The sequence below is a fragment of the Pantoea sp. SS70 genome (assembly GCF_029866845.1).
GTDB lineage: Bacteria > Pseudomonadota > Gammaproteobacteria > Enterobacterales > Enterobacteriaceae > Pantoea > Pantoea leporis.
On record NZ_CP117199.1, the window covers coordinates 2260459 to 2273410 of the forward strand.

The 12952-nt window shown below is 52.3% G+C and carries 13 protein-coding genes and 2 tRNA genes; 6 read left to right on the forward strand and 9 right to left on the reverse strand.

What is annotated here, in order from left to right:
- Positions 1-28: 28 nt before the first annotated feature.
- Positions 29-436 (forward strand): histone-like nucleoid-structuring protein H-NS, encoded by a 408-nt coding sequence (hns, locus tag PO881_RS10480; RefSeq protein ID WP_101764243.1) that lies wholly within the window; start codon positions 29-31, stop codon positions 434-436.
- A gap of 95 nt (positions 437-531) precedes the next feature.
- Here the strand turns inward: hns and PO881_RS10485 are convergent, their stop codons facing one another.
- The 5 genes from PO881_RS10485 to rssA form a co-directional block, all read right to left on the reverse strand.
- Positions 532-1539, reverse strand: coding sequence for an NAD-dependent epimerase (locus PO881_RS10485; RefSeq protein ID WP_280171746.1), 1008 nt, complete (start codon positions 1537-1539; stop codon positions 532-534).
- Positions 1540-1549: 10 nt separating this feature from the next.
- On the reverse strand, positions 1550-2893 hold the full coding sequence (locus tag PO881_RS10490; RefSeq protein WP_192234033.1) for a UDP-glucose/GDP-mannose dehydrogenase family protein: 1344 nt from the start codon (positions 2891-2893) through the stop codon (positions 1550-1552).
- 23 nt (positions 2894-2916) lie between these two features.
- Positions 2917-3825, reverse strand: coding sequence for a UTP--glucose-1-phosphate uridylyltransferase GalU (gene galU / locus PO881_RS10495; RefSeq protein WP_101764240.1), 909 nt, complete (start codon positions 3823-3825; stop codon positions 2917-2919).
- A gap of 193 nt (positions 3826-4018) precedes the next feature.
- Positions 4019-5035, reverse strand: coding sequence for a two-component system response regulator RssB (gene rssB, locus PO881_RS10500; protein WP_101764239.1), 1017 nt, complete (start codon positions 5033-5035; stop codon positions 4019-4021).
- Between the two features lie 102 nt (positions 5036-5137).
- A complete protein-coding gene (gene rssA / locus PO881_RS10505; protein ID WP_101764238.1) occupies positions 5138-6043 on the reverse strand; it encodes a patatin-like phospholipase RssA in 906 nt (301 codons plus the stop codon).
- A gap of 96 nt (positions 6044-6139) precedes the next feature.
- Here rssA and PO881_RS10510 point away from each other — a divergent pair, with 96 nt between their 5' ends.
- From PO881_RS10510 to xthA, 5 genes are all read left to right on the forward strand, one after another.
- On the forward strand, positions 6140-6595 hold the full coding sequence (locus tag PO881_RS10510; protein WP_101764237.1) for a YchJ family metal-binding protein: 456 nt from the start codon (positions 6140-6142) through the stop codon (positions 6593-6595).
- Between the two features lie 57 nt (positions 6596-6652).
- Positions 6653-7501, forward strand: a complete 849-nt coding sequence (gene purU, locus PO881_RS10515) for a formyltetrahydrofolate deformylase (protein ID WP_101764236.1) — start codon at positions 6653-6655, stop codon at positions 7499-7501.
- Positions 7502-7645: 144 nt separating this feature from the next.
- Positions 7646-7730: transfer RNA gene (locus PO881_RS10520), tRNA-Tyr, on the forward strand.
- A 42-nt stretch (positions 7731-7772) separates the two neighbouring features.
- Positions 7773-7857 (forward strand) — tRNA-Tyr (locus PO881_RS10525).
- Positions 7858-7982: 125 nt separating this feature from the next.
- A complete protein-coding gene (xthA, locus tag PO881_RS10530) occupies positions 7983-8789 on the forward strand; it encodes an exodeoxyribonuclease III (protein ID WP_222210335.1) in 807 nt (268 codons plus the stop codon).
- A 32-nt stretch (positions 8790-8821) separates the two neighbouring features.
- On the opposite strand, the gene PO881_RS10535 is transcribed toward xthA, so the two are convergent.
- The 4 genes from PO881_RS10535 to PO881_RS10550 form a co-directional block, all read right to left on the reverse strand.
- A complete protein-coding gene (locus PO881_RS10535) occupies positions 8822-9118 on the reverse strand; it encodes a YnjH family protein (RefSeq protein WP_137386880.1) in 297 nt (98 codons plus the stop codon).
- A complete protein-coding gene (locus PO881_RS10540) occupies positions 9118-11040 on the reverse strand; it encodes a DNA topoisomerase III (RefSeq protein WP_280171747.1) in 1923 nt (640 codons plus the stop codon). The genes PO881_RS10535 and PO881_RS10540 overlap by 1 nt, the downstream gene beginning before the upstream one ends.
- 21 nt (positions 11041-11061) lie before the next feature.
- Entirely contained in the window at positions 11062-12105 is a 1044-nt protein-coding gene (selD, locus tag PO881_RS10545; protein WP_277973668.1) for a selenide, water dikinase SelD, read from the reverse strand.
- A 153-nt stretch (positions 12106-12258) separates the two neighbouring features.
- The gene (locus tag PO881_RS10550) at positions 12259-12810 is read right to left on the reverse strand and encodes an NAD(P)H nitroreductase (protein WP_110866269.1); all 552 of its coding nucleotides are present in this window, start codon (positions 12808-12810) and stop codon (positions 12259-12261) included.
- Between the last annotated feature and the right edge of the window lie 142 nt (positions 12811-12952).

The following is a 12952-nucleotide window of genomic DNA, read 5'->3' on the forward strand; positions in this document are numbered from 1 at the left end:
CCATTTATTATATTTTGAGATTAGGACAATGAGCGAAGCACTTAAAATTCTTAATAATATCCGTACATTGCGCGCACAAGCTCGGGAATGCTCTCTGGAAACATTGGAAGAGATGCTAGAAAAACTCGAAGTTGTGGTCAATGAGCGTCGTGAAGATGATACTCATGCACAAGCGGAAAATGCAGAACGCACACGCAAACTCGAACAATACCGCGAGATGCTAATTGCCGATGGTATTGACCCAAATGATCTGTTACAGGCATTATCTGAAACGAAAGTTCCGGGCAAAGCTAAGCGCGCTGCGCGTCCAGCTAAATATTCTTACGTTGATGAAAACGGTGAAAACCGTACCTGGACTGGCCAGGGCCGCACTCCTGCTGTGATTAAAAAAGCAATTGAAGAACAAGGTAAACAACTGGACGATTTCCTACTGTAATCATTCCAGCGCTCAGCATTGTAATTAGTTCATCGCTAATTCACTTTGACCAGGTAAGAAAAAGGAAGCCAATGGCTTCCTTTTTTCATGCTTAATTATTGTTGATAGAAGCGGCGATACCAATCAACAAAATGCTGCACACCTTGCTCTACGCTAGTTTGAGGACGGAAATTGATCGCGTCGTACAAAGGTTGCGTGTCAGCGCTGGTGCCCAGTACGTCGCCAGGTTGCATGGGCAGCATATTTTTCTTCGCTTCAATGCCCAATGCTTTTTCCAGCGACTCAATATACGTCATTAAGCTGGTCGGCTGGCTATTACCAATGTTGTAAACGCGGTAAGGAGCCGAGCTGCTGGCGGGAGAACCTGCTTCCACCGTCCACTTTTCATCCGGTTGAGGAATCACATCCTGCAAGCGCACGATTGCTTCAGCAATATCATCGATATACGTAAAGTCACGCGTCATTTGTCCGTTGTTATAGACGTCAATTTGCTCACCCGCTAACATCGCGCGTGTAAATTTGAACAATGCCATATCCGGACGGCCCCATGGGCCATACACGGTGAAGAAACGTAATCCCGTAGTGGGCAATTGATAAAGGTGTGAATAGGTATGCGACATCAATTCGTTGGCTTTTTTTGTGGCCGCATAAAGTGAAACCGGATGGTCAACGGAATCGTCCGTTGAAAAAGGCATTTTGCGATTCAGGCCATAAACTGAACTGGATGAGGCATACAAAAGGTGGCCGATTTTATGATGACGGCAACCTTCAAGAATATTGAGGTGGCCGATTAGATTTGCTTCGGCATAAGCATGGGGATTTTCGATTGAATAACGCACGCCGGCTTGAGCGCCCAAATGAATAACGCGTTCAAACGCATGCTCAGCGAATAAAGAGGAAATGGCCTGGCGATCCGCCAGGTCCATTTTTACGAAAATAAAATCAGGATGTTGGGTGTTCTGGTCTAAACGAGCCTGTTTAAGGCTGACATCATAATAGTCATTCAGGTTATCGATACCGACAACCTGGTGACCAGCGGCCAGCAAACGCTGACTGACGTAAAATCCAATAAAACCTGCCGCGCCGGTGACCAGAAACTTCATACATCCCTCATTATTCTATGATTTTAATTGACGCTCCGCGGCCGATTGCATAGTACGTGAAACCGCGCTTGCTGATACGCTCAGGATCATACAGGTTACGACCATCAAAAATCACGGGTTCTTTTAACGCACTTTTGATGACGTCAAAGTCTGGCGCACGGAAGTTTTGCCACTCAGTACAGATCACTAAGCCATCCGCACCCTGCAGCGCGGCTTCCTTGGTACCCATCAACTTCAGATCGTTACGATGGCCGTAAATGCGTTGCGCTTCGTCCATCGCTTCTGGGTCGAACGCCTGAACCGTTGCCCCTGCTTCCCACAGCGTCTCCATCAGCACGCGGCTGGAGGCTTCACGCATATCGTCAGTGTTCGGTTTGAACGCCAGTCCCCACAGAGCAAAGGTTTTGCCGCGCAGATCGTCGCCAAAATGGCGTTTAATAAAGGTTGGCAGCTTGTTCTTCTGCGAATCGTTGACGTCTTCAACCGCCTGCAGTAGACGCGGAGTGTAACCAATTGACTCAGCAGTGCGAATCAGCGCTTGCACGTCTTTCGGGAAACAAGAACCGCCATAGCCGCAGCCTGGATAGATGAAGTGATAACCAATACGTGAATCTGAACCAATACCCTGGCGAACTTTCTCAACGTCGGCTCCCAGACGTTCTGCCAGGTTAGAGATCTCGTTCATGAAGCTGATTTTGGTTGCCAGCATGCAGTTAGCCGCATATTTGGTCAGCTCTGCACTGCGGATATCCATCAAAATCATACGATCATGATTACGGTTGAACGGCTCGTACAGCTCGCGTAACAGCTCAACCACTTCATCATTATCGGTACCGACAACGATACGTTCAGGACGCATGCAGTCATTGACTGCCGCACCTTCTTTGAGGAATTCCGGGTTTGATACCACGTCAAAGGCGATGTTTGCATCACGCTTTTGCAGGGTTTCCGTCATTACCGCTCGCACACGATCTGCGGTACCCACTGGTACAGTAGATTTGTCGATAACAACTTTGTGATCGTTCATGTGCTGCGCAATCGTGCGCGCAACGGCAGTCACATACTTCAGATCGGCAGAACCGTCTTCATCCGGTGGCGTACCCACGGCGATAAATTGCATCACGCCATGATTAACGCCTTCTTCCGCATTCGTACTGAACTTCAGGCGACCCGACTCGTAATTAGACATAACAAGCGGCGTCAGGCCTGGTTCAAAGATCGGAATATTGCCTTTCTTTAAGTTCTCGACTTTCTTTTCGTCGACATCAATGCAGAGAACGTCATGTCCGACTTCGGCCAACACCGCAGCCTGAACCAGACCGACATAGCCGATACCAAATACAGTGACTTTCATTGAATTATCCTGTGTTTATTGAGTTACTTTTTGTTGCCTACCGCGCCTTCAAGCCACTGGGTGAAATCTTTACCCAGCACTGGATGGCGAACGCCGTACTCAACAAACGCTTGCATGTAACCCAGTTTGTTACCGCAGTCATGGCTGACACCGTTCAGGTGATAAGCTTCAACGGTCTCTTTTTCCATCAGCATCGCAATGGAGTCAGTCAGCTGAACTTCGCCACCTGCACCTGGAGGCGTTTTCGCCAGCAGCGGCCAGATTTCAGCAGACAACACGTAACGTCCTACAACGGCCAGGTTTGATGGGGCTTCTGAAGCTTTAGGCTTCTCAACCACGCCAACCATTGGCGCGCTCTGACCTGCAGAGAGTTCGGCACCCTGGCAATCAACCACACCGTAAGCGGTTACATCAGCAACCGGCTCGACCATGATCTGGCTGCGGCCGCTCTCTTCGTAACGAGCCAGCATCTCTGCCAGGTTGTCTTTGGTTGGATCAGATTCGTATTCGTCGATGATTACGTCTGGCAGGATTACGGCGAACGGCTCATCACCAATCAGTGGATGTGCGCACATTACTGCGTGGCCCAGACCTTTCGCGATACCCTGACGAACCTGCATGATGGTGACGTGTGGAGGGCAGATTGACTGGATTTCGTCCAGCAGCTGACGCTTAACACGTTTTTCCAGCATAGATTCCAGCTCAAAACTGGTATCAAAGTGGTTTTCGATGGCGTTTTTAGAAGAGTGCGTAACCAGCACAATCTCGTTAATGCCTGCTGCAATGCACTCATTCACGACATACTGGATCAACGGCTTATCGACCAACGGTAACATCTCTTTTGGAATAGCTTTGGTCGCAGGCAGCATACGCGTGCCGAGGCCTGCAACTGGGATTACCGCTTTTTTAACTTTAGTCTTATAGGCAGACATCAAAATACCTCTCTTAATAGGCCGTTCAAGTTAATACTTGATATGTCGGTTTAAAAACGAAATGAGTATATCAGTTACTATCAGGTGGAATTATCCTGGAAGAAGTTAATCCACGGAATTTAGGACTATTACCCAAGTGTAAAGCTTGCTCCTGGTCCTGTCTTTAACCCACGGAAAAATTAAATCTAACCGGTTATTCTTCGGCTGAAAGCATCAAACGTAACCTGCCTCCGGCGCCCCAAATATGACACTGCCAGGCGTCGGCACGTTGGCTGATTTGATTAAGATGAGTGCTGCCCATAGTACCAAGCGGCACACCATTACTGAGTTGGATTTGATGAGTATTGACATGCAACGTCGCGTTGAGCCCTGCTGAAACCAGGATTAGGTTTTTTAACTGGCGATGATAATAGCCCACCAGCAATGGGAACTGCCCGCTGAGATTCGCCTGCCTTAACAGCATGTTGACCTGACGCAGCAGCCCATTCAACTCAGGCAGTCGCTGCTTCTGGCCGGAGAGCTGCTCCTGCAGCAAACCATTAAACAGTGCGCGCAGTAACAGCGCGGCTAACACGCCATTATCGCCAGCGCGCGTTACATCAAGGCAATAGAATGCCAAATCGTTATCTGATAGCGCCGCAATATCCAATACTAAGCCCGGCTGTTCCGCCATGGTGAGCTGACGGTAATTGATACGGCAATTGGCAATGGTTTGCTGCACCGGCGGCTGGAGCTGTTTAAGTAATTTAGATGCCGCCAGCGGATCGCTGACCAGCGCATCCCAATCCTGAAAGAGCTGTTCATCCTCCTCGACTTTGGAGGTAAACATGGATGGATAGAGACACTCAAAGACCGCTTCACGGAAACGTTCCATATTTTTGAGCGGTTTTAGCAATACGTCCTGCACGCCCAAACGCAACACATGCGCGATGTCCGCCATATTTTGTGTGGCGGAGATAATCAGAATGGGCACATTATTGCCGCGCGTGCGAAGACGCTCAACGAACGGGATACCGCCCATACGCGGCATTTCAAGATCGCAAATAACCAGATCCACTGACTGCGCCGACAACAAGGTTAAGCCATCAACACCATCACCTGCCTCAAGCGTTGTTGCACCTAAGCTGGTTAATAAATTGTCTATCAATGAACGGAAAACGACCTCATCTTCGACAATGAGTATCTTTTTGCCGATTAGCGGTTTTTCCATTCTCTCCCCCTGCGTACCAGATAATTCAATAGTGGTTCATAAAATGCCGTTGCGCCTTTCAGAATTGGCTGAAGTCGCAACACCTGTGAATGAACAACCTGACTATCTGCCACGGACCAGCGGTAATAGTTCATCCATTTTTTTCTCAACGGCGGCCTTGCCAGCCGCAATGGCTTCTTCTGCACGATGGAAGTCCAGTGTGGAAATTTGTGGACAAAACGGCTGAATCAGCACATCCGGCGGATCGCCCGCCATGCGGTTACGTTTCAGGCGATTTTCCAGAACCTGGATTGATGTCGACATAATCTCCATCGCACCCGGCGTTTGATTAGCACGGCGATGCGTCAGGCCAATCAGGCGTTGACGCAGTTTCTTTCCCCAGCTCAGCGCTTCTACTGCCGCCGCTTCTTCACCGCTCTGCGGCGTAACTGACAATAAATCCTGTTGCATCAGATGTGCGTCATGCTGTAAATCCACGGCGATAACGATGTCAGCACCCAATGCGCGGGTTAATGAGATCGGCACGGGATTCACCACCGCGCCATCCACCAACCAGTATCCATTGTAAGCAATGGGTGGCAATAAGCCTGGCATACTACAGGACGCACGCACAGCTTGATGCAAATCGCCTTCGGTCAACCACACTTCTCGTCCGGTACTGAGATTGGTCGCGACGACGCCAAATGGCTTATCGCACTCATCGATGAGGTCGTTGGGAATCAGCTGGCGGATGTGGCTAAACACCCGGTCGCCGCGCAATAAACCACCACGCTGCCACGACAGGTCCATTAATCGAATGACATCCCAATAACGGAATGCACTCACCCACTTCTCCATCACGCCCAGCCGTCCATTCACGTAAGCCGAACCGACCAACGCGCCAACAGAACATCCGGCCACCACATCGATTTCAATCCCTGCGCGTTCCAGCGCATTGATCACGCCGATGTGGGACCAACCTTTGGCAGCACCTGAACCCAGTGCCAGCCCAATCCTGACCTTTCTCATCTCACCTCATGATTGGCATGGTACGTAGCATCACGCCTGACAGTCGGCTACCATAGCGCACGCTTAAATTTACTTTAATCACTTCCAGGAGATGACGTGTCTGAAAAGTGCCCTTGCTGCAGCGGAAAGGAGTATAGCGTATGTTGCCAACCCTTTCTGAATGGCCAAGCGAACCCGTCCAGCGCGGAACAATTAATGCGCTCACGCTACACCGCCTACGTCGTGAAAGATGCCGCGTGGCTGGCGAAAACCTGGCACTCCAGTAAACGCGTGGCCGACCTTGAGACGTTATTATCCGAAAGTTTTGCCGGTACTGAATGGCTGGGCTTGAATGTAACTCGTTGTAATCATGGAAGCCATGAGAATGAAGCCTTCGTGACGTTTTTTGCGCGTTACCTCGAAAAAGGCCGCACTTCAGCCATCTATGAATGTTCGCGCTTTCTTCGCGAGGATCAACGCTGGTACTATGTCGACGGAACAACGCCTGAGTTGGGACGTAACGATCGCTGTCCTTGTGGCGCCGATAAAAAATACAAAAAATGTTGTGGGTAATCTGGACAGATACACAACGGCTTTACCATTCATCGCTTTGACAGGACTCTGATCGAGATGCAAGCGCAAACCATCCAACGAAAAGTTTTACGAACCATTTGCCCTGATGCGAAAGGTTTGATCGCCAAGATCACCAACATTTGCTACAAGCACGAACTCAACATTGTGCAGAACAATGAGTTTGTCGATCACCGCACCGGACGCTTTTTCATGCGCACCGAGCTGGAAGGCATTTTCAACGACAACACCTTGCTGGCCGATCTCGATAGCGCGCTGCCCGTCGGTTCAGTGCGTGAACTGCAAAGTGCCGGTCGTCGCCGTGTCGTGATTCTGGTGACCAAAGAGGCGCATTGCCTGGGCGATCTGCTAATGAAAAGCGCGTTTGGCGGTCTGGATATGGAGATTGCTGCAGTCATCGGTAACCACGAAACGCTGCGTTCACTGGTTGAACGTTTCGATATTCCGTTTGTGATGGTGAGCCACGAAGGCCACACGCGTGAAGAGCACGACAACCGCATGGCGGATGAAATTGACCGTTATCAGCCTGATTATGTGGTGCTGGCAAAATATATGCGCGTGTTGACGCCCGCCTTTGTGCAACGTTATCCAAACCAGATCATCAATATTCACCACTCCTTCTTGCCGGCGTTCATTGGCGCGCGTCCGTATCATCAGGCTTATGAGCGCGGCGTGAAAATCATCGGCGCCACCGCGCACTACGTGAACGATAACCTCGATGAAGGTCCAATTATCATGCAGGACGTGATCAACGTCGATCATAGCTACACCGCAGAAGAGATGATGCGTGCAGGACGAGACGTTGAGAAGAATGTGTTGAGCCGCGCACTGTATAAAGTGTTAGGCCAGCGCGTGTTCGTTTACGGCAACCGCACGATCATTCTTTAACCACTTCGGCGCTGAACTGCACAACTCTTCAGCGCCACGCATAAAAAGTGGGCAAACAGTTTTTATTTTCAGTGACGGCGCTTTACAGACCGAGCGCATTTGTTATGATGCGCCCCGCTTTAAGACGCAATGATTCAGGCCAGTGGTGGGATTCCCGAGCGGCCAAAGGGAGCAGACTGTAAATCTGCCGTCACAGACTTCGAAGGTTCGAATCCTTCTCCCACCACCATCTGAATCGTCTCTGCCTGAAGCCACAATATGTCATATCCCCGGTGGGATTCCCGAGCGGCCAAAGGGAGCAGACTGTAAATCTGCCGTCACAGACTTCGAAGGTTCGAATCCTTCTCCCACCACCATCAATACCATTCTCCTGTTTTTCCCACTTGTTTTAATCGTTGTAACCTCCTGATTCACACCATGACTTTTGCCCAAAAACTCGTTACCATCGCGCCATACTTTTGCGGATAAAAATGGCAGCGAAATGAAATTTGTCTCTTTCAACATCAACGGCTTGCGTGCGCGTCCTCATCAATTAGCCGCGCTGGTTGAACAGCATCAACCCGATGTCATCGGCTTGCAGGAAACCAAAGTGCATGACGATATGTTCCCGCTCGAAGACGTCAGCAAACTGGGTTATCACGTGTTTTATCATGGACAGAAAGGTCATTACGGCGTCGCGCTGCTGACCAAAGCTGAGCCTGTTAACGTCTACCGTGGTTTCCCTGGCGATGAGGAAGATGCGCAGCGTCGTTTGATCATGGCGGAAATCCCGAGTCCGATTGGTGATATCACGGTGATCAACGGTTATTTTCCGCAGGGTGAAAGCCGCGACCATCCCACCAAGTTCCCGGCGAAAGAGAAGTTTTATCGCGATCTGCAAAGCTATCTTGAGCAACAGCTAGTCGTGGATAAACCGGTATTGATCATGGGCGACATGAACATCAGCAGCACCGATTTTGACATCGGCATTGGTGAAGACAATCGTAAACGCTGGCTGCGTACCGGAAAATGCTCGTTCCTGCCTGAGGAGCGCGAGTGGATGGATCGCTTGCTGAAGTGGGGTTTAGTTGATACCTGGCGCGCTAAGTTCCCGGAAACCAACGATCGTTTCTCATGGTTTGACTACCGTTCGAAAGGCTTTGACGACAACCGTGGTCTGCGCATTGATCTGCTGCTGGCGAGCCAGCCGCTTGCCTCGCGCTGCATTGAGAGTGGCATCGATTACGATATCCGCAGCATGGAGAAACCGTCGGATCACGCCCCGGTTTGGTCGACATTTAAGCTGTGATGAAGCAGCGTGGCGTCTAGCGCCACGCGCTTTTATTTGATGATCTTCCAGATAAGCGGATTGGTTCCTAATACCTTCTCATCCCTGCCGCACTGCAATAACACGCCTTCTGCTTTGACCACCGCACCTTCAGAATAACTGCGGTTCTCATAGGTACAGCACTGCATGCAATTGCTCTGACGATTGTTTTGCCCTTGTGTCCAAGCTTCTGGCGGCAGATCCACCACCACATCGGTATTGCCCATACGATTGTTTTCCGGCTGGCGGTTGGCCAGCGCCGAGGTGCTGCATAACAACAATCCGCCCAGCAACATCATTGCATAACGCATCACTCTGTCTCCTTGGTTTTGCGACGAGCCGTTTTCGGTTTGGCTTTCTTTTTGGCCCCAGGCGCTGTCAATCCGCGAAAGGCCTGTAACGACGGTCGCTGGCGTGCTTCACCAATCAGCCCAATCAAGGTGCTGACCAGCGGCTGCATAAACTCATCATAGCGACAAGACTTCTCGCTAATCCGGGTAAGCGTCGATTCCCATTGCGCCGTCATATCGGGCCGGGCGGCCATTTCTGGCAGTGCATGGATCAACGCCCTGCCCGCATCCGTCGAATGAATATAGCGGCCTTTTTTCACCAGGAAAGTGCGGCGGAACAGCAATTCGATAATGCCCGCACGCGTCGCTTCCGTACCTAAACCATCGGTTGCACGCAGCACTTTCTTTAATTCTTTATCCTGCACAAAGCGGGCGATGCCGGTCATCGCAGACAACAGCGTCGCATCGGTAAACGGACGCGGCGGTTGAGTCTGCTTCGCCAGCACTTCGCCGCGCTCGCACAGCAGCTCATCACCTTTAGCGACGACCGGCAGCGGCGTGCCATCGTTCTCCTCGTCACGCTCTTTACTGCCGAGCAGCGCACGCCAGCCGGCTTCAGCCAGAAAACGCGCTTTGGCGATAAATTTTCCGCCGCCGATATCAAGATCAATAACGCATTTGCGGAACACCGCATCCGGGCAAAACTGCATTAAATACTGGCGGGCGATCAGGCCGTAAATATTGGCCTCATTTTCGGTCAGATTAACCTTACTGGCACGCGCAGTGGGAATGATGGCATGGTGCGCATCGACCTTTTTGTCGTCCCAGCAGCGGTTCTTCTGATCGGGATTGAAATCCGCTGGCGGTGTCAGATTGGGCTGATGCGCCTGAATGGCGTTCAGCACCGCATGGCGGCCGGCAAAGTGCTCATCGGGTAGATAGCGGCTATCGGAACGCGGGTAGGTGATCAGCTTATGGGTTTCATAAAGCCGCTGACAGCAATCCAGTACGTTCTGCGCGCTGAGGCCAAAGCGCTTACCGGCTTCGATCTGCAGGCCAGAAAGCGAAAATGGTAGCGGTGCGGTATCGGATTCACGTTTGTCGTTATATCCGGTGACCAGCGCCGGCTTACCATTAATGCGCTCAAGCACGTGATCCGCCAGCGGACGATGCAGCAAACGCCCCTCTTCATCCTGCCACGGCTCGCAAGCATCGCTTGGCACCCATGTCGCGACAAAACGCTCGTCTTTTGGCGTGACGATGTGCGCTTTAACTTCGAAATAGTCCTTAGGGATAAAGTTTTCGATCTCTTCATCGCGGCGCACCACTAAACCCAGCACCGGCGTCTGCACGCGGCCAACCGACAGCACGCCGTCGTAACCGGCGTTACGGCCCAGCAAGGTAAAGGCGCGCGTCATGTTGATGCCGTACAGCCAGTCGGCGCGCGCACGCGCTAACGCAGACACACACAGCGGAATGAATTCGCGGTTCTCACGTAAGCGCCCAACCGCAAGTTCAACCGCCGAAGGATTAAGATCGTTAATCAGGCAGCGCTGCACCGCTTTACGTTTCTCTGGTGCGAGCTGCAGATAATCCAGCACTTCATCCACCAGCAGTTGACCTTCACGATCGGGGTCACCCGCATGCACCACCATGCTGGCTTGTTGCAGCAGGCCTTCAATCACTTTCAACTGCTTCGCTACGGATGGACGTGGCTGCAGGCGCCATTTTTCCGGAATAATCGGTAAATCAGCCAGATTCCAGCGCGCATAGCGGCTGTCATAACTGTCGGGCTGCGCCTGCTCCAGCAGGTGCCCAACACACCAGGTCACAACCTGGTCATTCCCGCAGGCAATATAGCCGTCTCCGCGTCGATGCGGTTTTGGCAACACGTCGGCAATCGCACGCGCTAAGCTGGGTTTTTCGGCAATAAACAAACGCATGGATGGCGTCGTTCCTTAACGTCAGGTAACTACGGTAATCAGTGGACGATCGGCTCTCGCGGCAAACAGTTCGCCAATCGACGTTGCTTGCACGCCTGCTGCAGAGGCGCAGCGCTGGAATGCCTCAATGGCGCCGGGTTGAACCGCCACCAGCAGACCACCGGAGGTTTGTGGATCGCACAGCAACGCGCGGGTGGCATCATCTAAGGGTGAAACCTGCTCGCCATAGCTGGCGAAGTTGCGGCTGGTGCCACCGGGCACCGCTCCCGCAGCGATATAGTCATCGACGCCCGCCAGGCGCGGTACCTGCGCTGCAATCACTTCGGCACGCAATCCTGAACCCTGGCAGATTTCACTTAAATGGCCGAGCAAGCCAAAACCGGTGACATCGGTCATCGCGCTGATGCCCGCCAGTTTGGCGAACTCCGCTCCGGCTTTATTCAGCTGGCACATCACATCGGCAGCCAGCGAACGGTGTTCAGGCCGCAGCAGGCCTTTTTTCTCGGCGGTAGTGAGAATGCCAATGCCTAATGGTTTGGTGAGGAAAAGCTGACAACCGGCCTGCGCCGCGCTGTTCTTTTTCACCCGTGCCACATCGACGATACCGGTCACGGCCAGGCCGAAGATCGGCTCTGGCGCATCAATCGAATGACCGCCCGCCAGGGCGATTCCCGCCGCCTGACAAGCGGCACGCCCGCCCTCGACCACCTGCTGCGCCACTTCCGGACTCAGTAGATTCACCGGCCAGCCTAATATAGCGATCGCCATGATGGGTTTCCCGCCCATGGCGTAAATATCGCTGATGGCGTTAGTGGCGGCGATACGACCAAAGGTAAAAGGATCGTCGACGATCGGCATAAAGAAGTCGGTGGTGCTTACCACCGCAGTACCGTTGCCGAGATCGTAGACTGCAGCATCATCACGCGTTTCATTGCCAACCAGCAGTTGCGGATCGTGAAACGGGCTGAGCTCACTGCGCAGAATGGTTTCCAACACCTGCGGCGAAATCTTGCACCCACAACCCGCACCGTGGCTGTATTGCGTTAAACGAACAGGTTCACTCATGGCGACTTCCTTATGCGATGAACAGGAGGCGCTATGTTAGCCTGGCTGTCAGTTGGGAGTAAGTGTTGCACGACCTAACCTCGATCTTTCGCACAGGCTCTGTGCAATCTTTGCAACGGCGCCTAACCTGCCGCAAAAGTCCAGCATTGTCTGTCAGAAATAACTGACAAACTGCGCGGTGTCCGGCGCAACCACGGTGGTGTTGGCTTTCAACTGCGGCGTGCCGAGATAGAGGAAACCGACAATCGCATCTTGCTCGCGGCAGCCAAAGGCTTCGCGCACGGACGGATGATCGGTCCACGGACCGCTGCGCCAGATGCCATTAAAACCTTGCGCCACGGCGGCCATCTGCATCGCCATCACTGCACAGCTGGCAGACGCCAGTTGCTCCCACTGCGGCACTTTGGCGTTCTCTTCACAATGCGCCACCACGGTGATGATCATCGGCGCGCGATAAGGCGCGGAGGCTGCTTTGTCAATCGCCTTCTGCTCAAGATTGCTGTCACGCGCGGCCTGTTCCAGCAAGTTAGCAAAGCGCTCGCGCCCCTCATTTTCGACAATAATGAAACGCCATGGCTGCAGCGTACCGTGATCGGGGGCGCGCATCGCGGCGTGCAGAATATTTTGCAACGCTTCACCTGCCGGAGCCGGTTCTGCCAGACGAGACGCCGAGCGGCGATTAACTAATAAATCCAATGCATCCATTATTCTTCTCCCGTGAATAAAAAGCGTGGGCTAATCCTGGCACAGCACGATCTTTTGTAACAGTCTGGCGCGATTTCCTGCTGACTTTTCGCACGCCGCTCTTTAGGATGAACCCGACATCGGGGCAGACCGCGTGCTGGCT